Below are 22272 nucleotides of genomic sequence, written 5' to 3'. Positions count from 1 at the left end.
TACATTCATTGATAGCTGTTCTCATCTCGACTTAACCTGGGCTCAAGGTTATCCTTTTGCCGTCTCGAATAAGAAAAAGGAATAGTTGATATGGCTTTCACCCGAACTCGTCTCATTACCATCGCCACTCTCTTTACGGCACTTACTGTTTCCAGCTCAGCTTTCGCTCATGCGCATTTAAAGCATCAATATCCAGCAGCAGATGCTGCGGTAACGGCTGCACCGCAGGCGATTACCCTTAATTTCTCTGAAGGAGTTGAAGCGAATTTTAGCGGACTTACGCTCACCGGGCCACAGCAAACAGTCGTGAAGACTGGTACGGCTAAGCGCAACGAAAAAGATGATAAGCAGCTTATTGTTCCAGTCGAAGAGGCTATGAAACCGGGAGATTACCTGGTTGATTGGCACGTGGTATCCGTTGACGGACATAAGACGAAAGGGAAGTATCACTTCTCGGTGAAGTAAGCCGGATGCTGCCAGGTTTCTATATCGCGCTGCGATTTATTCATTTTACTGCATTAATAGTGCTGCTTGGCAGTACCATCTCATGCTCATTGCTTGCTCCTCAAGCGTTTAAGCCGGTTCTCATTCGCCGACTAAAATGGCAATGGCATTCCGCCGTCTGGATGACGTTGCTAAGCGCAATATTATTGTTATGTGCTCAGGCTGGGATGATGGGCAGTGGTTGGCGAGATGTCATTAATCCCCAGATTTGGTTGGCGGTTCTTGGCACGAGCTTTGGGTCCATCTGGTTGTGGCAGATATTTCTGAGTGTGGTAACACTTGCGGTGTTGCTGCTTAAACCGCGTCCTTTGCAATCCATGTTAATGATCCTTGCAGCTGCACAACTTATTTTGTTGGCTGGTGTCGGGCATGCTGCGATGCGTGAAGGGATTGTAGGTGGCTTACAACGCTTAAATCATGCAGTGCATCTTCTTAGTGCTGGCTGGTGGGTTGGCGGATTACTGCCGCTTTTGATGTGCATGCGCATGGCTCAAAAACCACGCTGGCGCGGCAGTGCCATTACCGCGATGATGCGTTTTTCGCGTTACGGGCATCTGGCGGTTGCTGCCGTAATACTCAGTGGACTAATCAACAGCCTGATGATTTTAGGCTGGTCGCTACCACTGGAAAGTAACTACATGCGCTTCTTGTTGGTGAAGGTTGCCTTTGTTGCCGTGATGGTTATTATCGCCCTGTATAACCGCTATTTTTTGGTGCCGAGATTTAATCGTATGCCAACAGCCACAAAACAGTTTATCCAGTTAACGTGGCTGGAAGTTATTCTATCGGTGGTGGTGCTCCTTGCTGTTAGCATTTTCGCTACCTGGGAACCGTACTGAAGACGTTATTAGCTCAAGAGATATTCATGAAAAAAAGTATTTTGACGCTGTTATTGCTGGCTTGCGCAGGTAGTGCATTAGCCGCACCGCAAATTATCACTGTAAGCCGTTTTGAAATGGGTAAAGATAACTGGGCGTTTAACCGTGAAGAGGTAATGCTAAGTTGCCGCCCTGGACATGCGCTCTTTGCAATCAACCCAAGTACCTTGATGCAATACCCGTTAAACGACGTAGCGCAACAACAAGTGAGTAGCGGCAAAACCACTGGGCAGCCCATCTCCGTGATTCAAATTGATGATCCTAAGACACCGGGACAAAAAAAGAGTCTTGCTCCATTTATTGAGCGTGCTGAGAAGTTGTGTAGTTAAAACGCGATAACTCCCTCATTAATAATAAAAAACCGCAATAACCGTGGCCCGGATATTACGGTTTTTTTCTAAAACATTACCTGTGCCGCAGTTTTTTTCTGAACACTTTTGCGCCGGACTGGAAAACCTGCGCCGGTAATCTATTCTTAGAAGGCAAGGCGATGTCTGCCTGCATTAATGCCAACTTTTAGCGCACGGCTCTCTCCCAAGAGCCATTTCCCTGGACCGAATATAGGAATCGTATTCGGTCTTTTTTTATTCGCTGATTAAAATCAGCGACTTATAATAAATTCAGTTACTTACCGCGCATCCTGTTGCACTCCATTACACCCAATATGATGCTCTGTAGTCACTTTGTGGACGTCCCGCCAAGCTTACTGAGCGGGTTTAATATAAGCGCATCCTCAAGATGATCAGGTGCAAAATGGGCATAACGCATCGTAACTCGAATATCAGAATGCCCCAAAATTCTTTGCAGGACAATAATATTCCCGCCCCCCATCATAAAATGACTGGCAAATGTATGCCTAAGTACATGACTCATTTGACCTTCTGGTAATTGTAATCCGGCAATTTTTATAACTCGGTAAAACTGGCGATAACATTGCTCGAAAGGCTTACCGTCACGCTCAATAAGTTGCTTATATAATTCGTCAGATATTGGAACCGTTCGGTTCTTTTTGCCCTTCGTGTTTACGAAAGTAATCTTATTAGGCGAGAGTTGAGATTTCTTGAGATTTGCCGCTTCACTCCAGCGCGCTCCGGTGGAAAGGCAGATTTTTACAATCAGGGTTAATTCAGGATTTCCATGCCCACGACACGCACCCATCAATCTTTTCACTTCATCGTCAGTAAGCCAGGACATCTCTTTTTCAGGCTCATCAAACTCACGAATATTCTTGAGTGGGTTAGGGTAGTTAACCTCACCAAGTCGGGTTAATTCATTAAACACTGCACGCAGAAAAGCATGTTCACAGTTCACCGTTCCGATGGAAACCTTGAGTGATTTTTCACTGGTTTTATAACCATTAGCAATCTGGCCGGTGAGTCGTCTATCCCGGTAATGCGCCCAATCTTTAGCTGTAATTTGTGAGGCGACGGGATCGCCTAGGCCATTACAGATAATATGCAGCTTACCCAGACGACCTTTCTTATCACTAAGAGAGCAACCATGCAGCTTGTACCATAACTCGATTAGCTCACTTAAATGTCGACGGTCATCCTTCTCTGCCATCCAGGGCTTTTGCTTCGCCTGTTCGAGTTGATAACTTTCGTAGGCAAGCGCCTCACCCTTAGTGGAGAATTTCTTGCGAACACGCTTACTGCCGCGCCCATCGATATAAACATCGCAAAGCCATTGTCCATCGGCTTGCTTTCGTACGGTCATGTGAGAATCCTGCTAAATCAAATGATTGAAAATTACTGTATATTTAAACAGCATTCAATGTTTGATTTTGCAAACTCATACATTCAAATGCTTACTTGAAAGAGTATCGTTGTTATCTCAGATGGAGCGAGGGTATAAAAAAACCTGCTTTCGCAGGCTTTTTCTACATCCAGAGCTGTTGTTGTTTATAGCGATTAGGGTGGGGCGGTGCTGGTTCAACTTCGCCAGGCTTAACGATGTATCGAGCAAGTGATTCATGGGTGACAAAAGTGCATCCACAGTTGATATTCTGGCACTGGTGATAACGTTCTTTGGTTTCTATGCTCAAATATCTGCTGGATCGCGCGTGGGCTGCGTCCTGGCATAACGGGCAATGCATCATGATTTATTTCCCCTCTCACTCATCATTGAGGGAATGATAAACTCACGGATCGCATTTGCAAGTTATTGTTTGCAAATTTAACTCATTCCGACTCGTAACTCACATCGTTTAATCTCACCTCAAGCTCAAGCGAGGTCGTGAAGCCGCTATTACTGAGTGAGTGCATCACCTTTGTGATTGTCCACGCCTGCTCGTCTATAACACGCTTAAAGCCTGACACTCTGACCGGTGTTTCCGGGTAGAGATCTGCGCGCCCCATGGCGAGACTAATCGAAAACTCCGCCACCCTGCGTTGCAGTTTGTCCCATTTGGCCTGAGCCGCACGCATTGCCTGCGCTTTACTGGCGTAAATGGTGGTCAGCGCAAACACATTATCTTCCTCACCGACCATGTATTCCCCCTCGCGCGCTTCCTTTTCCTTTGGTGCTTTCTTTGCTTTTACCGGTTTGGCTGTCGGGTGCTGGAGTGCGCGCAGGTGCTGCGGCTTTGCCTTGCGCTTGAGTTTGACCTGCTGCTTTTGCTCTTTCGGCTCTTTGGTATGCAGCCATTTTACCGTCACGCCGGTATAGGCTCCCCGGTCGGCAATCGCAAACTGATGACGGTCACCGTCGCGGCGCTCAATGGTCATCTGCGGTATCGCTTTGCCACTAGCCGTGACACCGGCACCGGCTTTGATGAACAGCAGTTTCCCGGCCTTGACCGATACCTCAGCGCCGTTGCGCTCGGCGAGGCGGGTGAGGAATTTCGAGTCGGACTCCTGCGTCTGGTCGATATGCGGGATGGCAATCGCGGCAAACTGCGGGGCAATGCTGGCCGTTAGTTTGTTGCGGCTGGCAATGGTGTTCAGCACTTCCCCGAGTGTGGTGTCGTGATACGACGCCTCACGGCGAGAGTTGAGCGTGCCACGAAAATCCGCACTGCGCGCCCGGATGGTCAGCGTGTCCGGTGCGCCCCGGTGCTCAATTTCATCGACCGTGAATTGTCCTTTCCCCAGCAACGCCGACCCCTGCCAGCCGAGAAACAGTGACAGCACCGCACCGCGTGTGGGCAGCTCAAGCAGGCCGTCGCTGTCATCGAGTTCAATATCGAGCTGGTCAGCCTCAAAACCCCGGTTATCCGACAGACTGAGGCTTATCAGCCGTTCGCTGATATTGCGGGTGATGTCCTGATTATTCAGGGTGAGCATAAACGCCGGTGCCATCGTTGCCCCGGCATCCAGTGTCATTCCGGTCAGCATCAGAATAACCCTCCGATTTTGCTCTGCACGTTTCCGACCAGGCTGTCGGCCTGTTTCTGGATATCGCCAAACATCGCCGTCAGGGACTCATCCACGCGCGTGAGGTTGACGGTGAAATCAATTTTGCGCGCCGAGCCGTCGGCGAAAAACTCGGTGTAGGTTTCGCTGACCGAATTAATCACAAACATGCCGTAAATGGTGCCGCTACCATCGAGCAGCGGCCACGCACGGCCCTCATCCGCCATCAGATTGAGTGCCAGCAGTGACAGCCTGCCGCCGGTGATTTCCGGCAACAGACTTCCGCTTAAGACAATTTTTTCCTCGTTGACGCCGAGAAACTGCATCGCCGGTCGCTGACCGACGCGGCTGTTTGACGGCCAGCGGTAATCCACATCGCGTTGCAGGCTCTGGTAAGGCAACGTCTGTAACTGAAAAACAAACATGCCGAGAACAAGCATCATTGTTGTGCCTCCTTAGTCGTACATCATGCTGGCGCGCTGTTTCGCCCGTTTCTCGCGCTCGTACTTTTCCAGGCTGTCACGGAGCTGGCGGTCAAGCTCGCCGCCGTTCTGCACACCACCACCGATGGCAATGTGATACTCGTTGCGGCTCTGGTCGGTGTAGGTTTTACCCCCGCCAGCTGTGACCGGCTGGTAACTGCCGAAACTCCCGGCAAGCACTCCACCGGTCGGGGAATATCCGCCCCCGTTAGCCCAGGCATTCACCTTTTCGGCTTTTGCATCGAGCTGGCCGGATTCCTGGTTGATGAGTCCGAGCTTATCCAGCACGTAATCAATGCCGCTTCGCAGCGCAGTGACCGGTGCCAGGGCGAGTTTAAACGCCCCGGCCAGTGCCTGACCGACGGCAACCCCGGAATCTTTCCATGCATCGAGCGTATCCTTGCTGGCTTTGACCGGCGCAATCAGCTCAGTGAACCACTGCCACACAGCCCGGAGTTTCTGCACCACAGTGTCAAAAATCGGCACGAACGGGGCGAACATTTCCCCGACCGGCGCAAAGGCGGCGGTCAGTCCTGCCATCACACCGGAGAAGAAAGCACCCAGCGGCTCCCAGTATTTGCGGATGAGTATCACACCAGCGACAACCGCCGCCCCGACGGCCACAATCGGCCAGGTGAGCGCACCGAGCACCGTGATAATGGCACTGCCTGCCACAGTAAATGCCGTCCAGAGCAAACCGGCGGCGGCAATAATGCCATTGATGCCCGCAATTACCGGCCATGCCACCAGACCGATTGCGCCGACCATACCAATCACGGCCAGCGCAACACCGCCCACCTTGAGCAGCGTCTGAGCCAGCCCTTTGTTCTGCACAATCCAGTGGTCGAGTTTCAGCACATATTTGGTGGTGGTCTGCGTGAGTTTGCGGAGTGATGATTCCTGCTGGTCAAACAGGTCAGTGCCGACCGCCTCATACGCTGACTGAAACTCTTTAAAGTCCCCGCCGAGATTGTCCTGCATCACTTTGACCAGCTCGGCGGTTTTGCCGTCCGAGGCCTTAAAGGTGGCGGTGAGCTTATCGAGTTTGCCGGTCATGGCATCGGTCATCAGCACGGCGGCTGCGGAGCTGGCTTCCTCACCAAAGATGACCTTCATGTACTCCGCACGCTGCGTGTCACCGAGTTTATTTTTCTCAAAGCTGCTCTGCATTTCTTTCAGAATGGTAAACAGCGGGCGCATATTGCCCTTACTGTCTGCATTCCTGACTTTCAGCTCGCCGAGCGCGGCTTTCGCCTGACCGACCGGTGCCTGCAACCGGCTGATGACCGCGCGGCTGCCGGTGCCAGCCATCGAGCCGGTGATTTTCGCGTCATGCAGCGCACCCGCCATCGCGGCGGTTTCCTCGATACTGATACCGGCATTTTTCGCCACCGGGGCGACATAGGTGAGCGCGTCACTCAGCCCGTTAAAGTCGGCGGCGGTTTTATTCATCGTGGTCGAGAGCACATCGCCAATATGCGCGACCTTATCGTTGGAGAGCTGGAAGGCCGAGCGCATCCCCATCAGCAGCGCGGCGTTTTCTTCCATGGTGCGCTGGTTGGCAAGCGCCATATTTAGGGTGACCGGCGTTGCTGCCTGAATGGCCGCACTGTCCCCGCCGGATTTGGCGATAATAATCTGCGCACCGGCAGCATCATCGGCTGAGGCGGCGGTGTTGTCCCCGAGCTGGCGCGCCTGTTTGCGTAAGGCTTCCATTTCCGGTGAGGTTTTTTCCACCCCGAGCACGGCCTGCAACTCGGAGTTTTTCTGCGCGAAGTCATAGCCGGGTTTCAGGATACCGACACCTGCCGCCACACCCGCCGTTGCCATGCCAACCCCGGCAGCACCCACGGCACCCGCCGTTCCGGCCAGCTCCTTGCCCGCCTGATAGCGGTTTTTCACCGCGTTGAGTTTTGCCTGTTTCGCGCTGACCTGCTCAAGCGCCAGCTTTTGCCGGTTAAGTTGGTTCGTGGTTTCACTGATGCGACCTTTCAGGCTTTTCTCGTCGCGGGTGAGATTGCGGGTATTAATTCCAGCCTGGCCGAGTTCGCGCTGCTGGCGCTTCACGGATTCAGTCAGGCTGTTATATTTCGCCTGCAATCCTTCGGCGGCTGCCTTTGCCGTTGCCAGGGCTTTTGCCTGCTCGCGGGTCGGGCGTTCGGTGTTTTTAAACTGTGTCGCCAGCGCTTCGGCATCATTCTTCGCTTTATTCAGTGACTGACCGGTGACCGCAAGCTGCGCGCTGGTTTTACGAAAACCCTCAATGCGTGATGCCTGGCCGTTTAAATCTTTGAGGGTTTTCTGGGTATTGCGGATATCCCCCGACAGCGTTTTGCTCGCTGTCTGAATGTGTTTAAACGGGCGTGTTGCCTGGTCAACGGCTTTTAACAGCACTTCGATTCTGACGTTATTGCTCATGAGAATTTCCGCTCCGTTTCAGCGCCATCTCGCGCCAGCTGATGAGGTCGCTCAGGCTCAGGGCGTAGAGTTCTGACGGCGGCCAGTGAAAAATCACCGCGATATCCGCCATCAGGTCGTCAACCGATAAACCCGGTGGAAAACTTAAGCCGCCGAAGCCGGAGCCAAAAAACCGATCACCTTCGCGGCCAGCGTCATCATGTCCGGTAGCTCCATGGCAACCACATCCGATTCGGTCAGGCCCGGATAGGTCATGCGCGGCAGCACTTTAATCAGCGCGTTCACATCCGAGCTGGCGACATCGGCCAGGCTCACCCCGCGCAGGGTGCCTGCCGTCGGCTTAATCAGGGTGATGGTTTCAATCACGATGTCGCCGCGTTTAATCGGTTTCACCAGGGTCACAATGTTCGGGTTATCAGAGGTGTTTTTGTAATTTTTTGCGTTGCTCATAAGGTTTTTCTCCGGGGACTTAACAAGGGTTAACCGGCCAGCTAATCTGACCGGCAAGGGCATTAAGACAGGCCGATATTGCGGCGGCGCTGCTCAAGACGGTCGATGCCGTTCACCTTCTCAATCATGTTGATGGTGTCGATTTCAATCAGCTCTTTGCCGTTCATCGTCAGCTTGTAGTAGGTGCAGACGGTGGTGATTTTGGTCTCGGTGTCCTCACCCTGTTTGCTGTCGCCGCCGTCAAATTCTTTATGACGGCCACGCACCACCACCTCGACGGCGGTTTCTTCTTCGGTGTCGTCGCGCTGGTAGGAGCCAGCAAAACGCAGCGGCACACTGGACGCACCCGGCAGCGCGTACTGCGCCCAGAGTGCTTCGTCCGGGAAGCCGCCGAGTGTCCATTCAAGGGTGAGCGCATCATCATCGAGACCAAAGTCGACATGGGCGGCACCGTTCATCCCGGCACCGCGCCAGGCTTCCAGTTTGCGGGTGAGTTTGGGCAGCGTGACAGAGGACGCCACACCCATGTAACTGAGGCCGTCATTAAACAGATTCAGCGATTTAAGCTTGCGGGGCATTGCCATGTTTCTGGCTCCTTATCCGTTAACCGAGGCAATCAGGTTCACCAGGTATTTATCGGTGATGCGCTGACGCAGGGTGAGGTTTTCCAGTGGCGGCACCGGCGTGTAGTCGTAATCGAGATAGAGTTTCCCGGCTTTTAGCGATTCCTTATCGTTGGCGGTTTCGTCAAACCAGCAATCCGCATCCACGATATAACCGCCGCTTTTCAGCTCGCGGAATTTGGCCTTGATGCCATCAACAATGTCGCGGATGAGCACCGGGGTGATCGGTTTATCCACCGCCCACATATGCCCCTCGGCCATGGTGTCGGCAATCACCTGCGCGGTACGGCTGTAGTTTTCAAACAGGAATAGCGGGTCGTCTGAGCAGGTGCGGTTACCCCAGAAGCGGAAACCATCTTTGCGGATAAGTGTCGTGACACCCGCCTCATTGAGCAGGTCAGCATCGGTGCCGGGTGCCTGTAAATCCCAGAACACCGAGGCACTGATGCCGGTGACACCCTGCACGCCGACGTTAGACAGGGTTTTATGCCAGCCGACCGTCTGGTCGATAAAAGCACGCAGACCGAGTGCGCGCGCGGTCGCATAAGCCGGAGCACTGGCATTCTTCACCGTATCCCAGGCGATAAAGTCCGGCCAGATAACCATCAGCTCACGCTGGCTGAAATTGTCGCGGTACTTGATGGCATCAGAAATCGTTTTGCAGTTCCACGCACTGACATAGCCAAAAGCGCGCAGACTGACACACACCGAGGCCAGCGCAACCGCCACTTCCTGCGAGTCCAGCCCCGGCACGCCGAGGATGCGCGGACGGACACCGGTCACCGCTTCGGCTGTCAGCAGCGCTTTAATGCCGGTGTATTTGCCGTGCTCATCGGTGCCGCCGATGATGTTGGAAATCGTCTGCGCATGGGCCTCATCATCGCCGCTGCCTTCTTCAACACGCACCACAATCGTGACCGGCTTGCACTGGTCAGCAATCGCCTGGAGGGAGGCCGCCAGCGTGCCCAGGGTTCCGGCTTTAGCAATCGCGGCCTGCACATTGGTGATTAATACCGGTTCATTTAGGGGAAAGGTCTTTGCGTCAGCATCGCTGGCGGTACACACCATGCCGATGACCGCCGTCGAGACCGTGGAAATAACACGCGTGCCGTCGTTGATTTCAACAACCTGCACGCCGTGGTGATAGTCACTCATCCTTTTAACTCCGGGTGTTAAGGGGTAGTGATATTTTCCAGGCTGTTAGCGTTCAGGGCTATATTTCATCGATGTGGGGTGTCTTATACAACATTACATTTTTATAACCATTCACTATACAAATGTAATTAAGTTAAATAATACATTTGTATTATGTAATAACACTCATACAATACGGGCCATTGCAGCCTCGTCCGGGGCCGAATAAATAAATCACATCGCATAATTATTTTATCTGGCTGTCAGGCTTATCCTCGCAGCAAGGGGACTGTTTTGAATCAAATACATTCTCAGCATTTAAAAGAATGTCTTCGTCATGAAGTCATGAAAAGTGACAAACCTTTTTCATGGTTTCAGGTGATCCATAAAGCATTTAAATGTCCAGACAGGCGTTTTCATTTCTGGTGGCGTATAGCCAGTTACCTTTATTTAACAAAGAAAAACCCTAAGCTCGCCACGTCGATAAACCGGCGTCTGCTGTCCCGCTATGGTCTGGAAATCCAGTTAGGTGCACGTATAGGGAAAGGGCTGCGGATAGCGCACTATCCGGGGATAACCATTTCTCACATCGTGTGTGCAGGCGAAAATTTACTCATCAGACAAAATACAACTATTGGCGCAAAACTTGATGGGAAGCACGAGAAGATAATACGACTCGGTGACAATGTTGATATCGGTGCAAACTCGTGCATCATCGGATCTGATTTAAATATTGGCAATAATGTCATTATTGGTGCCATGTCTTTTATCAATAAAGACATTCCCGATAATTGCACGGTTTACACAGAGAAAAGCATTAATATCATTGAAAACAATTTGCCGGGTAATAATTAGCGGCTAAACAGATGCCGTGGGTAATTCTGTATCCGGCAGAGCGCCCATGGCAATGCGATTTAACTTCACCCGATAAAGCTTCCAGCTTGTCCAAAGCTTCAGTTCATCTTCTGTGGCAATTCCCAGCGTCTTCGCATCCTCCAGAATGGCAATCTGTGCACTGGCCTCTTTCATCAGGGCGGCTTTCTGTTCTTCATTGCGGGCAATAATGGACTGATGCTCGGCGTCCTCGTCTTTCACCCACTGCGTACCGTCCCAGATATCAAACGCGCTGCGGGGTGATTCGAACGTCAGATCCACGTGAAGCTCCCCCGGTTCACTGATGATATGCGGCTGCCCGGTCTCTTTATGCCACGCGGTTTTGCCCCGGTTATCGACCACCGTCTGCCAGGCATCATTGATAAACAGCGCCACCATTCCCGCCGGTGTTGCCGGTGGGCTGATATGTGTCGCATAAGCCGGTAAACCTGTGCCAGCCGGAATAAACGCATCACCCGAGCCAATATATTCACCGGAACCTGCCAGATAATTAAATACGGTAAGCGTTCTTTCCGTTTTCTTTAATGCAAATTTGCTGCTCATGCCAGCCTCACGATGTAGTTAAATGCGATGTTTTTGACGGTGTTTTCCGCATTACCGGCAGCGTTCACGGTAATGGTGTGCGTGTGCGCACCAAGCGCCACGGTATGCGAGTGCGCACCAATCGCCACCGTGTGGTTATGCGCACCGATACCCACGGTATGCGCATGCGCACCGGTGCTGTTGGTCGGCGGGCCGTTAAGGTTAGCCTGACCATTATTGTTGTATTCGTTGCGGTCGACATAGCGCCCGTTACCCCCACCACCGTTCACCCAGACCGGCACGTTATGGGTGTGCGCACCGGTATTCGAGGTGGTTTTCGTGCCGTAATCAAAGGTGCTGGCGGTTTTGGTGCCGTAATCAAACGCACTGGTCGTTTTCGTGCCGAGGTCAGTACCTGATGCGCTGGCACCGTGGTTGTGCGACTTGATCCCGTCCTGCTCCGGAGAAAGCACGCCGCGCCCGGAAACGGGTTTGCCTTTGATAATCCACCCCCGCATATCGGGAATGACACCCGAGGGATAAGCCTGTGCCAGCAAGGGGTAAGCCGCTTTATCGAAAGTCTGCCCGACCATCAGGGCATAACCTGCCGGGGCAGTGTCAGACGGCCACGCAACCGGCGAGCCGACAGGGACAACATCGTCCGGCGTCCACGGTGTCCATCCACCGGTCGAATACTGTGAACGGCTATAACTCCGGCTGCTGTTATAAATCCGGTAAACCTGAGTCACACCCGCATTTTTATAAATGAGCAGCGTACCGGCATTATTTTCCGGGTAATGTCTCGCCACTGTGGCATTCACATTCGCGGGCTGATAATAAATCCCGGGCAGTTTCAGCGTGTCTAAATCTTCCGTGACGAGTCCGATGGCCTGCCCGTTAAAAATATCCTGTGACGTCACATTCACATTGGCACTGAGCGCGCGACCATTGATTTTTCGGGTTGACGGTACACGACCACTGGCATTGTCATTCGCCGCCTTGACCGCTTTGGGTGTCGCGGCCAGTACCTCACTGGTGCTGTCAGTGGCACTGCTGAGCTGGACAATCCCTTTGCGCGCGGTCGATGCATCCTGTGCACTGTATTTGCCGTTAGCCAGGTCAAAAGCCGTCTTGACCGCTTTGGGTGTCGCCGCCAGTACCTCACTGGTGCTGTCGGTGGCACTGCTGAGCTGGACGAGGCCTTTGCGCACGGTGGTCGCATCCTGCGCGCTGTATTTGCCGTTAGCCAGGTCATAAGCCGCTTTCACCGCTTTCGGTGTCGCCGCCAGTACCTCACTGGTGCTGTCGGTGGCACTGCTGAGCTGGACGAGACCTTTGCGCGCGGTGGTCGCGTCCAGTGCGGTGTATTTGCCGTTAGCCAGGTCGTAAGCCGCTTTGACCGCTTTCGGTGTTGCCGCCAGCACCTCACTGGCGCTGTCGGTGGCACTGCTGAGCTGGGTAAACCCTTTGGTCGTGAGTGAGGCATCAGGGTGCCTGCGGGACTGTTCGTGTTCGGCGATTTTGTCGTCGACATAGTCCTGGGTCGCCATCACCATCGTGGTGTCGATAACCAGGTCGACTGACTCCACCGCACTGACGATAATCACCATGCGCAGCGTCTGCGCGCGCCCTGAGCCCTCGGCCAGTTCCGGCTTGTAGCTCTCCGCCATATTCGCCACCGCAACCAGGGTGCCGTCAGCGTCATAAAGCCCCATTTCACGCAGCCAGAATCCGCCCACCTCCGGGGGAATAACCAGCTCGGCAATGACGTAATTTTTCTTTTTCGCATCCACACTGATTTTATTCAGTGCCGCGCGCCACTTTTCACGGATGAGTTTCGTCTGGGCGACATCAGGCACCGGCAGCGTGCCACCGCCGTCACCGACGGCCATTTGCGTGATGGTGATTTTTGTCCCGCCTGCGGTCGCAGCGGCAAACTTTGCCGCCCCGGCGGTGGTAATGAGTGTTTTATATTTAACGGTCATGCCTGCCTCTTTTAGCCGGGGTAAACAGTAAGAATGTCGCCGTCATAGCTGACGCCGCCGGTGTACAGATAACCGGGAATATCCTGGATAATATTCAGGCCAATCAGGTGACGACTCGCCGCTTTTGCATCGGCGATGAGTCGCTCCATTTCGTAGTACATTTCCTCGGTGATACCGCTTTCCAGGACGCCGATATCCAGACGGAAAGTGCCGGGTGCATCATTGGTCTGCCACCATTCGGTCACGTTAATCAGGTAGCCGAGCGGCTCCACCACGCGCCGGATGGCCCCGATAGTGCCTTTGTGTTTGTGGATGTATTTGGCGGTCTGAATAACGTTGCGTTTGGCTTCTTCCGTCCAGTTCTCATCCCAGCGGTCGACCGAAAACGCCCACGCCAGATACGGCAGCAAACTTAACGGGCATTGCTGCGGGCTCCAGAGCTGGCGAAGTGGCACCGGGACGCGCGTCAGTTCCGCACAGGCTTTTGCCGCCGCCAGCTCAAGCGGCGATGAGCCCACCGGCAGCAGCCGGACGTTATTCATCAGCACCTCCAATCACGATGGTGTAATCCGCGCAGTAAGAAGCCTGGGTGTCATCGAGCACGATGTCGGCCAATGGTTTAGCCAGCTCAACACGTTGCACACCTTCAACATGCAGCGCGGCATAAATGGCAGACTTGCGAATATCCCGCCCGAGGCGGTGCTGCGCGCTGATGTAAGCCTTGAGTTTCGCTTCGGCTGCCTGCCTGACCGGCTCCATTTCCGGGCCGGGATAAAGATAAAGCGTGGCGTCGATTTCATAGTCGACAATGACCGCTGACTGCACCGTCACCCGGTCAGCCACCGGGCGCACGTTCTCATCATTGAGGGCAAGGCTGACGATATTCACCAGCTCAGCGCTGGCGGTGCCGTTGCCCTCACGCGACAACACCGAAATGGTGACGCAGGCCGGTGACGGACTGATAACCGACACATCCGCGACACGCCCGTCGGCGCTGCGACCATGGAACTGATACGCACCGACCGGCCCCGCGACACTGAGTCCTTCAAATGACTGCTGAATCCGCAGACGGAAATCACTGTCGGATTCCATGACGGCCAGCACCGGCGGGATAGCGGTGTCATCGGCAGGCGTAATCACCAGGCGTGTGACGTTATTGTTTGCGCCGAGCACATCGAGGTCATTCTTCCTGGCATGGGCCAGCATCACGGCCAGTGCCGACTCGTTAATTCGCTGGCGCAAAATCAGCTCACGATACGCGTTTTCTTCCAGCAGTTTGACGATGGGCTCAGACTCAAGCGACAACGTTCGCGCGACCGCTTCCTGCTCATCTTCGGGATAGAGGGAAATCAGTGTCGCTTTGCGCTCGACGAGCAGGGTTTCATAGTCCAGCACCTCGACCACATCCGGGGCGGGTAACTGGCTCAGGTCAATGGTTGCCATAATCTCAGCTCAGGGGAATGGTTAAGGAAAATGACGCGCCACCGGTGCCGGTACGCACGCCGGTGATGTCGACAAATAACGTGCCTGCGGTGGTGCTTTCAAAGGTGATGGCCGTCAGCCGGATACGTGGCTCCCATTTGAGGATTGCCATATAGCAGGCGGACATAATTTGCAGGCGCAGCGCCGGGTTATCAGGCTGGTCAATCAATGCAGACAGCAGCGAGCCGTAATCACGGCGCATGACACGTGAGCCAATGGGGGTGATCAGAATGTCGCGCACGCTCTGACTGATATGTGCGGAATCGGACACACTCAGACCGGTGGCACGGTTCATGCCGAGATAACGCACCGTCATTGCGTTCCCTCCGTCTGACTTCCACCACGCTCAACACCACCGTGCTTATGGTCATCGACCTGCACGCCATTGGATTTGAATGTGCCGCCGCTGTGCTCGATGTTGCCACTCATCTTGCCGCCTTGCTTCACCTCCAGCGTGCCGGCGGTCAGCTTGTTTGTGCAGACCACTTCCGGCGTATCAAGGGTGATTTTCTGGCTGGCTTTGACGGTCACAACGGGCACCGTGACGACCACAGATTCGTACGCCGTCACCGAGGCGGTTTTAATCCCCGACACGGTCAGTGCGCCGGTTTCCGGTTCGTACTCCATCACGGCACCATCAGGGAAAGAAATGTGCAACGCATCGGCAGAGGCTGACGGTGCGGGGTGGTCATCGGAATAGATACCAGGCAAAATGAAAGCGGTGTCCAGCTCGCCGCCAATAGCCAGCACTAATACCTGCTCGCCGACAGACGGTGCCCACCATGTGCGCGAACGACCGGCGCGGGGAGTCAGCCAGTGCAGCCAGTCGGTTGTGATACCGCCAGTTTCAATGCGGCACAACGCCTGCACGGTGTCGACGTCGATCACGATGCCTGTGCGGATAATGTTGCGCAGAAGGCGCGCGAGATCATTGAGTGATGAAAGTGTTTTCATGAAAGAAAGGATGCCGCCCGTAGGCTCGAGCGGCAATGTAGTAGTGTTATTTCAGGAACTGCACAACGTTAAATTTATTTTTTTCGTGACTCAGTTAGTAGATAAGCCAAGTTTGGGAATTTTTTATTGAGACTCGTAATTTCTTTATCAGAAAAACTTTCTTCTAGTAATGGAGCATTATTATCATCGCCACCAGAAATAAATTTATGGATTACATAAATAGAAGGCTCAGAAATTGGCTTGTTGTTTCTCGGTGATGAATTAAATTTATCAATCCCATCACAATAATAATGAACCCCAAAATCTTTAATAATGCCCCTGAATTTCGATTTCCAAAATTCCCTTTCCTCACTATAGGATTCTTTATGGGAATCCATAAGTATTTTGTGACCTAACCGGTCAGCTGTTTTGAGCAATCTCGCAGCATCTAACCACAATTCCCTATCATCAGGCGCTGCGTCATCTTTTTTAGGTTCAAGGACTTCATAAGCACGTTTCAAATATTCTTTGGCATCTTTGAAATAATCTTCTGACATGTGCCTTCTCAAGTTATATATCAACGTGGTCAGTGTTGCTACAGCTGCCAGAAGAGCCACAAAGCTGACATAATGATCACTCTCGGAACTAATAAGAAGGCGCACCAAAAAGAACACGAAAAAAATGAAACTGAAAAGGCAAAAAATATAAAAAATAACATTCACAAATGAAAATGGCCTAAGCCAACGCAGCATTTTCTTCGCCTTCAAAAACAGGCTGCTTTCTATAACATCATCCCTAAGATTTTCCAGCATACGACCCCTCTTAATCAATCCTTCTAGCGAATGCCTCAACTATTAGTTTCGTCATTAGATATTCATCATCTCTGCTAATACCTAACAATACCCTGGGAGAATATACCACCTCTTTTTGATTACGCCCTGGCTTATCCTTTAACCCCTCCTGATGCACCCGCGCAATCCGTTGCACCCGCCCGGTAAACTCCACCAACGCGGCCTCATTTGTACCCTTAGCCTTCATATACCGGTTGGTGCGCAGCTTCGTGAACATCTCCCGTTTTACCCGACCTTTTTTGCCTTTCACCTGCTGACGTTTACGGGCGGCATACGGCGTGCCGTCCGGTGCCTGTTGCCTCCTAATACGTTGCTGCTGCGAGGCTCTGAGCTGCTTCGCAATCTCAGCCGTCATCCTGCGGCGTGCAACTGGTGACAGGCTGGCAATCAGCCCGGCGAGTTTGTCCTCAAAGGGTCTGAACTCATTCATGCCACTGACTCACCAGCTCGCCATGTGCATAAAGCTCCATCGGGCGGGTGACATTCACCGGTAATGGCGGCTCTGGGACATGCTTCACGTGCAGGGCTTCGCCTTCCTGCCTGACCAGTGTGCGCTCAGTTAGCATCAGGCTGATACTCACGTCGACACTTTCGTCGTCGTTAATATCGGCGATATAGGTGAAGCCTCTTTTCTTCCCTTCATCGGTAGTCATGATGTCGGGCTGGTTCTCCCGCAGCCAGGCATTGACCGGCACGATAAGGTAATCGAGGTCGCCGTGATAATCCGTGACTACGACATTCAGCGTGTACTGATTTTCAAACGACAGCGAGGTCGCCAGCGTGGCGGCAATTTTCCCGCTGTCGATAAAAATGCGCAGCATATCCGGGTTATTGCGCAGCACCGGCGCTGCGTCACAGAGGGCTTTGCGTAAACTGGCGGGCTTGAGCATCGAGTTCGTCCTGGCAGTGTCTGATGGTTTCAGTCTGAGCGGCACAGCTGACCAGTGCCGCCTCAAGCTGGCGAATGTCTGCGCTTAAATCACCGTTAGTGCGCGGGCGGCTTGCCGGTATCTGGCACAGCGCCACTTTCGGACAGCCACTGTAAATAATCGGCGGTGGTGGTGAAGGCGGGGCGGGTGTGCAGCCGGATAATGTCATCAGGCAAATCAGACTCATACCACTCACGCAGCGCTTTATTTTCATTGAGTAACCTCGTCACGGTGTTGCCACGGTTCGCCGCCAGTGTGTTTGCGGTAGCGAGTTTATTGCGCAAATTGACCTGTGCCTGCTCGTTGCGCTGCCGGAGTCCGGCGGCAACATCGAGCTGATTACGCAGCATGGATATCTGGGTTTTCTGCTCACCGGCGACACGGTTAGCTTTTTCAAACGAGCGGGTGAGCGTGCTGTTTTCACGCTTCATCCACACCAGACCGGCGAAGGTCAGCACCAGTAAAATAATCAGCGTTTTCATTGCGCCCCCCTGAGACAGTAAGCGCGCTCACGTGCGCGGCGGTTTTCCAGTCCGGTATTTTTCTCGCCGTTGACGTACACCCAGCGCGGCAACTGGTCGCAGACCTGCCACCACTGATGACGCTTGATGTAGCTCACCATCGTCGAGCGACAGGCCGCACCGGTGCCGACGTTAAACGCAAAACTCACCACTGCGTCATACACCGGTTGCGGCATATCAACCGGCACGCAGACCGCAAGGCGGCGCTCCACATTGAGCACGTCGCTGACCAGATTCTGCGCGGCCTGGCGTTCGGTAATATCGCCTTTCGGCGTGACACCGGCGGTATGGCCGATGCCCGATGTCCAGACTCCGGCGCTGCACTGGTACGGTTTGAGGCGGCACCCTTCAAGGTCAGCAATCAGTGCCAGCCCGTCGGGTGAGGTTTTCAGCATCCTGAAATCCGGCACCAGGACGGCGAGTGCCAGCACCACGGCCACGCTGCAACGTTTAACGATTGATGCCACGGATCACCCCCTCATCCAGCCCCATTGCGCGCAGATAGCGGAAGGTCTGTCGGCGATACCAGAAATTCACCAGCGCGGTGAAAATCGCACAGCCTCCGCCGACATACAGCGCCATTTTTTCCGGCGTCTGCGTCCCGAAATACGCCAGCGCCACCGACAGCCAGTAGGTGACAAACGTCGTGATTTTTTCCATTGTCAGTCCCATAAGTTCAGCGTCTCCGCAACAGGGGAAGAATCGATATCCGGCAGCTCAACGGCGGTGCCGTGGGGCATTTCCTCGCCCAGTTCGGCGAGACCGGGATTTGCCAGCAGCACCGCCTCGACCACACCTCCGGTGCGCCCGTAATGGCGCGCACACAGTGCATCCAGCGTGTCGCCCTGGAGGGCAATCACCCTCATCAGATTTGCCCGATGATGCAGCGTGATTTCCCCTGCAACCGGGACACCGCCCAGCGCATATCGCGCCACAGCTCATCAATGGTGGTTTCCACGTCGTCGGCTTTTTTGTCGCCTTTGGCGCTCGCATCCACGCCGCGATAACGCTCGTAAAGGGTTGCGGTGGTCATCGCCACCACAGCGCGCAGGTAGTAAAAACAGCGCACGCTTTCGCCGTCGAGTATTTCGGCAGGTACATCGGCCAGGCACTCAAAACCGAGGGCCATCTGCGCGCTGCGGTACTCAAATAACTCGGCGTTGGTCTCGGCGATGCCGTCTTTAATCGCCACGCGCAACCGCTCCGGCGTGACGGTGTGCTCAAGGCGCATCAGCTCACGGACACGCACCGGGTCGACTGCCGGGAAAAAGAAGGTGTTGCTGATAACCGGCTCGCGCACCGGCGGCGGGGGAATAACCACACCCGGCGAAACGTCGGGCTTGCTGATAATCACTGTCGTCATGACAACCTCAAAATAGGTGGACGGTGGACGCCGGTATCGATGAGGAATAAATTCCGTCTCAACCGGCGTGCCGTCCGGCGCGGGGCGCATTCTTAACCGGTGGTTTTATCCACTTTGCGGGGGCGACCGCGTTTGCCTGGTGTGGTCGCAGGTTTACGCAATCGCGGTTTTGTCTTTGGCTTTTTAACCGGCGCGGGTTTGGGTTTCAGCGCGCTTTCGAGGCGCTCCATGTCCTTTTTCACACCCGCCTGTGCATCGAGCTGCATCGCACGCTTAAGGTGCTCCAGCGCATTCGCCAGCGCTCCAGCGTCACGCAGTACCAGGCCGGTGATTTTGTGCAGGCGTCCACGCACTTTGTCGGGCATATCGGCGGCGCTGGTCAGCGTCTGGGTTGCCAGCAGCAGACCGATATCCACCGGTTCACCGGCGGCGTGGGCACGCATGGCCGCCAGCGCCACATCTTCGGCCAGCACATACGGCGTGGTGCGTTTGTGTAGCGCAGGCATGGTGAGGCCGTACTGCATGGCATAGCGGGCAATCTCCAGTGCACCGGCAATGTCACCGGCATCGAGCTTCCACAGCATGACGGTCATCACGATGTCATCCTGCGCGCCTTTGCCCTCACTCAGCACCCCGGTCACCCATGGCGCATAGGACGGCAACAGCGCACGCTTTTTGTCCGCCTTGCGCTCGATGGAATGAATGGTTTTTAGTGTGCGTTGGTCAGCAGCCAGTTTGACCAGCATCTGCTCGTAAGCACTTGCATGACGCAGCGGGTGATCGTCCCGCTGCGCGGTCACAATGGCCGAGACCCGCATCATGTGACGTGCGGCGGGACTCGTCATGGCTTACGCCTCCTGCGCCGGTGCGTCGGCTTTCACTTCTTCCGGCGGTGCAGCAAACTCACCGAGTTTGATGTTTTCCACCAGGCAACCGGCGGCGTAGTCTTCAATCACGTAATCAATGTTCATCGATTCGTAGTTTTCGATGCGGTCGAGCTTGCCGTTCTCATCAATGATGCGGCGGTGACTGTCATCCATGTAGTAAATGGACAGGTTTTCCAGCGTGGTGATCATCAGGCCGTTGGCCGGGAAATACGGCACGCGCACCGCAGGCAGGTTGCCGATGCGTTTCTGGCTGACAATCACGTCGGCGGCCATCGCTTCGGTGTTGGCCTGGTCCTGGTTCACAATCGGGAAATATTTGTCAGCCAGCAACTGACGGCCGCAAATGACGACTAAATCCGGATCTTCCTGATACCACGGCGCAATCATGTTGTTGGTCGCATCCATCACAAGGGCGTCGAGGTTGGCGTAATCGCCGTTTTTGCCCACACGGATCACCGCTGAAATCACGCTGCCATCGTCGGCGGTGACTTTATCCATCACACGCGCTTTCGCTTCGTTGCGGTACTTCTGCAACCAGCCGACCGCCACGTCCTGCAACAGCGGATTTTTGCTGCGGTCAGAGGTTGCCGCACGTTTGATACCGTTGAAACCGGCCATCATTAAATCGAGCGACTGACGTTTGATAATGGCGTTGCGAATACGGAGCTGGAAGTCCTGGAAACGCGCCCATAAATCCAGGGTGCGGAAACGGATATGGAAGTCGAAGTTAATCTGATCACATTCGTATTTGTTGGACTCCAGCGCGGTGAAATCTTCGGTTTTGCGTTCGTCACCGCTGGCGGTATCAGCGGTGCTGGCAATCGAGCCAGAGACACCGACACCGATTTTTTCACCCTTCATTTCCGCCACCGGCACCATGTTGATGCGGGTCAGAAAGTCGGATGACTCCTGCATGGTGTTCATCAGGGTCTGGGTGACGGACGGGTCGACGCTGAATTTCTTGGTCATGTCACCGGCGTCGACGTTGTTGAGTTTCGCCACCTGGGTGAGATAGGCATTAAATTTAAAGCGGGTCTGTGGCTTCATAATGATTCCTGAGTTAAGTCTTCGGGTTCGTTCCGGGATTAGCAGTTGGTCAGCATTGAGTCGCCATTACCGCCGCTCGACGGTTCACGGCGGCGCTGCGCAAAGCTCTCGGTTTTATCGAGTGAGTTTTCCAGCGCGGTGAGTTTCTGCTGACTGTCCTCAAGCTGACCGGTGAGGTCGTCTTTAATGGTTTTGAGGGATAATTCCATCGCGGAGATGCGCTGCTCGGTGCTTTCGTGGTTGGCCTGCACCTGCTCGGTGACGACGGTCACCGCCTCATGCACGTCGTTAAAACGCGCGTCATCATCGGCCTGTTTGCGGCTGAAAATACCTTTCACGGTGTCGGTCAGTTTGTTCAGCAGGGTGTCGGGCTGGTCTTCAAATTCCAGCTCGGCGAGGGTAGCGACAGAGAACAAATCTTCCGGGCGCTCTTTGCGGCCAGAGAGCGGATTGGTTTTCGCGCGGGAACAGAATTCCAGATATTCGGTGCCGAGGCTTGCCGGGTCGTCGGTGACAGCCAGGCCAATCAGATAGCACTTGCCGGTGTTGGAGAAATTCGGGCGAATTTCCATGGAGGTGTAGACCTTCTGGCCTTTACCGACCATTTCCACCAGATTCGCCAGCGGGGTGATGCGGGCGAACAGCGCCAGCTTGCCGTTCAGCGCAGAATCATCATCAATGGTTTCGGCTTTCAGCTCGGTGACATCGCCGTAACGGCAGAACGGGCTATCGGGTAACACACTGGTAATGTGTTCGAGATTGATGCGGGCGCCATAAACACGCGGGTCGAATGAGTCGGCCATTTCCTGAATATCGGTGCCGCTGATGACACGACCGTCGCAGGTGTCACCTTCGACGCCGATGCGGAACCATTTAGAAACTTTTTTTGCCATGGTCAGGAGTCCTGAGTGTGGGGTGATTGGGTCAGGCTTAGTTTCCTGACTCCGCACCCGGCCTGCCATTCATCCCGGATGGCTTACCCCTGACACAACAGCACCTTAGCGCGCATCTATCCT

Annotated in this window: 31 protein-coding genes; 4 read left to right on the top strand and 27 right to left on the bottom strand. The window is 54.1% G+C overall.

All coding sequences use genetic code 11. The annotated features are described in order from the left end of the window. Positions 1 to 90: 90 nt before the first annotated feature. From yobA to GC128_RS12710, 3 genes are read left to right on the top strand one after another with little or no spacing between them, the layout of a single operon-like run. Positions 91 to 465 carry a CopC domain-containing protein YobA gene (yobA, locus tag GC128_RS12720; protein ID WP_151994611.1) on the top strand — a complete coding sequence of 125 codons (375 nt, stop codon included), beginning with the start codon at positions 91 to 93 and terminating at the stop codon, positions 463 to 465. A gap of 5 nt (positions 466 to 470) precedes the next feature. Further along, positions 471 to 1343, top strand: coding sequence for a copper homeostasis membrane protein CopD (gene copD, locus GC128_RS12715; protein ID WP_151994610.1), 873 nt, complete (start codon positions 471 to 473; stop codon positions 1341 to 1343). Between the two features lie 26 nt (positions 1344 to 1369). Further along, positions 1370 to 1711, top strand: a complete 342-nt coding sequence (locus GC128_RS12710) for a YebY family protein (RefSeq protein ID WP_151994609.1) — start codon at positions 1370 to 1372, stop codon at positions 1709 to 1711. A 349-nt stretch (positions 1712 to 2060) separates the two neighbouring features. Here GC128_RS12710 and GC128_RS12705 read toward each other — a convergent pair whose 3' ends face one another. The 9 genes from GC128_RS12705 to GC128_RS12665 form a co-directional block, all read right to left on the bottom strand. Continuing rightward, complete coding sequence (locus GC128_RS12705) at positions 2061 to 3098, bottom strand: phage integrase (RefSeq protein WP_151994608.1); 1038 nt, start codon at positions 3096 to 3098, stop codon at positions 2061 to 2063. Between the two features lie 163 nt (positions 3099 to 3261). Next, a complete protein-coding gene (locus GC128_RS12700) occupies positions 3262 to 3480 on the bottom strand; it encodes a DNA-binding transcriptional regulator (protein WP_074388636.1) in 219 nt (72 codons plus the stop codon). An 82-nt stretch (positions 3481 to 3562) separates the two neighbouring features. Next, a complete protein-coding gene (locus GC128_RS12695) occupies positions 3563 to 4717 on the bottom strand; it encodes a phage late control D family protein (protein ID WP_151994607.1) in 1155 nt (384 codons plus the stop codon). After that, the gene (locus tag GC128_RS12690) at positions 4717 to 5178 is read right to left on the bottom strand and encodes a phage tail protein (RefSeq protein WP_034496695.1); all 462 of its coding nucleotides are present in this window, start codon (positions 5176 to 5178) and stop codon (positions 4717 to 4719) included. The genes GC128_RS12695 and GC128_RS12690 overlap by 1 nt, the downstream gene beginning before the upstream one ends. 12 nt (positions 5179 to 5190) lie before the next feature. Continuing rightward, positions 5191 to 7635, bottom strand: coding sequence for a phage tail tape measure protein (locus GC128_RS12685; protein ID WP_151994606.1), 2445 nt, complete (start codon positions 7633 to 7635; stop codon positions 5191 to 5193). After that, the gene (locus tag GC128_RS12680; RefSeq protein WP_115628221.1) at positions 7625 to 7747 is read right to left on the bottom strand and encodes a GpE family phage tail protein; all 123 of its coding nucleotides are present in this window, start codon (positions 7745 to 7747) and stop codon (positions 7625 to 7627) included. The genes GC128_RS12685 and GC128_RS12680 overlap by 11 nt, the downstream gene beginning before the upstream one ends. Before the next feature lie 32 nt (positions 7748 to 7779). Continuing rightward, the gene (locus tag GC128_RS12675) at positions 7780 to 8085 is read right to left on the bottom strand and encodes a phage tail assembly protein (RefSeq protein ID WP_151994605.1); all 306 of its coding nucleotides are present in this window, start codon (positions 8083 to 8085) and stop codon (positions 7780 to 7782) included. A 62-nt stretch (positions 8086 to 8147) separates the two neighbouring features. Further along, a complete protein-coding gene (locus GC128_RS12670) occupies positions 8148 to 8669 on the bottom strand; it encodes a phage major tail tube protein (RefSeq protein WP_151994604.1) in 522 nt (173 codons plus the stop codon). A 12-nt stretch (positions 8670 to 8681) separates the two neighbouring features. Then, entirely contained in the window at positions 8682 to 9863 is a 1182-nt protein-coding gene (locus tag GC128_RS12665) for a phage tail sheath protein (protein ID WP_151994603.1), read from the bottom strand. A gap of 273 nt (positions 9864 to 10136) precedes the next feature. Here GC128_RS12665 and GC128_RS12660 point away from each other — a divergent pair, with 273 nt between their 5' ends. Beyond that, positions 10137 to 10697 carry a serine acetyltransferase gene (locus tag GC128_RS12660; RefSeq protein WP_226812096.1) on the top strand — a complete coding sequence of 187 codons (561 nt, stop codon included), beginning with the start codon at positions 10137 to 10139 and terminating at the stop codon, positions 10695 to 10697. Between the two features lie 3 nt (positions 10698 to 10700). Here GC128_RS12660 and GC128_RS12655 read toward each other — a convergent pair whose 3' ends face one another. The 18 genes from GC128_RS12655 to GC128_RS12575 all read right to left on the bottom strand — a co-directional run bounded on the left by GC128_RS12655 (position 10701) and on the right by GC128_RS12575 (position 22149). Then, positions 10701 to 11279, bottom strand: a complete 579-nt coding sequence (locus GC128_RS12655; protein WP_151994602.1) for a tail fiber assembly protein — start codon at positions 11277 to 11279, stop codon at positions 10701 to 10703. After that, positions 11276 to 13243, bottom strand: coding sequence for a phage tail protein (locus tag GC128_RS12650; RefSeq protein ID WP_151994601.1), 1968 nt, complete (start codon positions 13241 to 13243; stop codon positions 11276 to 11278). The genes GC128_RS12655 and GC128_RS12650 overlap by 4 nt, the downstream gene beginning before the upstream one ends. Positions 13244 to 13254: 11 nt before the next feature. Next, on the bottom strand, positions 13255 to 13785 hold the full coding sequence (locus GC128_RS12645; RefSeq protein WP_151994600.1) for a phage tail protein I: 531 nt from the start codon (positions 13783 to 13785) through the stop codon (positions 13255 to 13257). After that, positions 13778 to 14686, bottom strand: a complete 909-nt coding sequence (locus GC128_RS12640; RefSeq protein ID WP_151994599.1) for a baseplate assembly protein — start codon at positions 14684 to 14686, stop codon at positions 13778 to 13780. The genes GC128_RS12645 and GC128_RS12640 overlap by 8 nt, the downstream gene beginning before the upstream one ends. A 4-nt stretch (positions 14687 to 14690) precedes the next feature. Continuing rightward, on the bottom strand, positions 14691 to 15041 hold the full coding sequence (locus tag GC128_RS12635; RefSeq protein ID WP_151994598.1) for a GPW/gp25 family protein: 351 nt from the start codon (positions 15039 to 15041) through the stop codon (positions 14691 to 14693). Further along, positions 15038 to 15679 carry a phage baseplate assembly protein V gene (locus tag GC128_RS12630; RefSeq protein WP_151994597.1) on the bottom strand — a complete coding sequence of 214 codons (642 nt, stop codon included), beginning with the start codon at positions 15677 to 15679 and terminating at the stop codon, positions 15038 to 15040. The genes GC128_RS12635 and GC128_RS12630 overlap by 4 nt, the downstream gene beginning before the upstream one ends. Positions 15680 to 15753: 74 nt before the next feature. Continuing rightward, entirely contained in the window at positions 15754 to 16470 is a 717-nt protein-coding gene (locus GC128_RS12625) for a hypothetical protein (protein ID WP_151994596.1), read from the bottom strand. 10 nt (positions 16471 to 16480) lie between these two features. After that, the gene (locus GC128_RS12620; protein WP_151994595.1) at positions 16481 to 16939 is read right to left on the bottom strand and encodes a phage virion morphogenesis protein; all 459 of its coding nucleotides are present in this window, start codon (positions 16937 to 16939) and stop codon (positions 16481 to 16483) included. Further along, the gene (locus GC128_RS12615) at positions 16932 to 17399 is read right to left on the bottom strand and encodes a phage tail protein (protein WP_151994594.1); all 468 of its coding nucleotides are present in this window, start codon (positions 17397 to 17399) and stop codon (positions 16932 to 16934) included. The genes GC128_RS12620 and GC128_RS12615 overlap by 8 nt, the downstream gene beginning before the upstream one ends. Beyond that, the gene (gene lysC / locus GC128_RS23115; protein WP_233782218.1) at positions 17362 to 17607 is read right to left on the bottom strand and encodes an Rz1-like lysis system protein LysC; all 246 of its coding nucleotides are present in this window, start codon (positions 17605 to 17607) and stop codon (positions 17362 to 17364) included. Before lysC ends, GC128_RS12615 begins: the two co-directional genes overlap by 38 nt. After that, complete coding sequence (gene lysB, locus GC128_RS12610) at positions 17495 to 17920, bottom strand: Rz-like lysis system protein LysB (protein WP_151994593.1); 426 nt, start codon at positions 17918 to 17920, stop codon at positions 17495 to 17497. Before lysB ends, lysC begins: the two co-directional genes overlap by 113 nt. Then, on the bottom strand, positions 17917 to 18426 hold the full coding sequence (locus tag GC128_RS12605; protein ID WP_151994592.1) for a lysozyme: 510 nt from the start codon (positions 18424 to 18426) through the stop codon (positions 17917 to 17919). The genes lysB and GC128_RS12605 overlap by 4 nt, the downstream gene beginning before the upstream one ends. Beyond that, a complete protein-coding gene (locus GC128_RS12600) occupies positions 18410 to 18631 on the bottom strand; it encodes a primosomal protein (protein ID WP_115628235.1) in 222 nt (73 codons plus the stop codon). Before GC128_RS12600 ends, GC128_RS12605 begins: the two co-directional genes overlap by 17 nt. Then, positions 18622 to 18825 carry a tail protein X gene (locus tag GC128_RS12595; protein ID WP_151994591.1) on the bottom strand — a complete coding sequence of 68 codons (204 nt, stop codon included), beginning with the start codon at positions 18823 to 18825 and terminating at the stop codon, positions 18622 to 18624. Before GC128_RS12595 ends, GC128_RS12600 begins: the two co-directional genes overlap by 10 nt. Continuing rightward, positions 18825 to 19322 (bottom strand): head completion/stabilization protein, encoded by a 498-nt coding sequence (locus GC128_RS12590; protein WP_151994732.1) that lies wholly within the window; start codon positions 19320 to 19322, stop codon positions 18825 to 18827. Before GC128_RS12590 ends, GC128_RS12595 begins: the two co-directional genes overlap by 1 nt. Before the next feature lie 92 nt (positions 19323 to 19414). Next, the gene (locus tag GC128_RS12585; protein WP_151994590.1) at positions 19415 to 20167 is read right to left on the bottom strand and encodes a phage terminase small subunit; all 753 of its coding nucleotides are present in this window, start codon (positions 20165 to 20167) and stop codon (positions 19415 to 19417) included. Between the two features lie 3 nt (positions 20168 to 20170). Then, positions 20171 to 21256: a phage major capsid protein, P2 family gene (locus GC128_RS12580; RefSeq protein WP_151994589.1), complete on the bottom strand. Its 1086-nt coding sequence runs from the start codon at positions 21254 to 21256 to the stop codon at positions 20171 to 20173. Positions 21257 to 21294: 38 nt separating this feature from the next. Continuing rightward, complete coding sequence (locus tag GC128_RS12575; RefSeq protein ID WP_151994588.1) at positions 21295 to 22149, bottom strand: GPO family capsid scaffolding protein; 855 nt, start codon at positions 22147 to 22149, stop codon at positions 21295 to 21297. Positions 22150 to 22272: the final 123 nt, after the last annotated feature.

It is taken from the genome of Buttiauxella massiliensis, assembly GCF_902500225.1.
Lineage (GTDB): Bacteria > Pseudomonadota > Gammaproteobacteria > Enterobacterales > Enterobacteriaceae > Buttiauxella > Buttiauxella massiliensis.
This window is presented reverse-complemented; position numbering and strand designations above follow the sequence as displayed.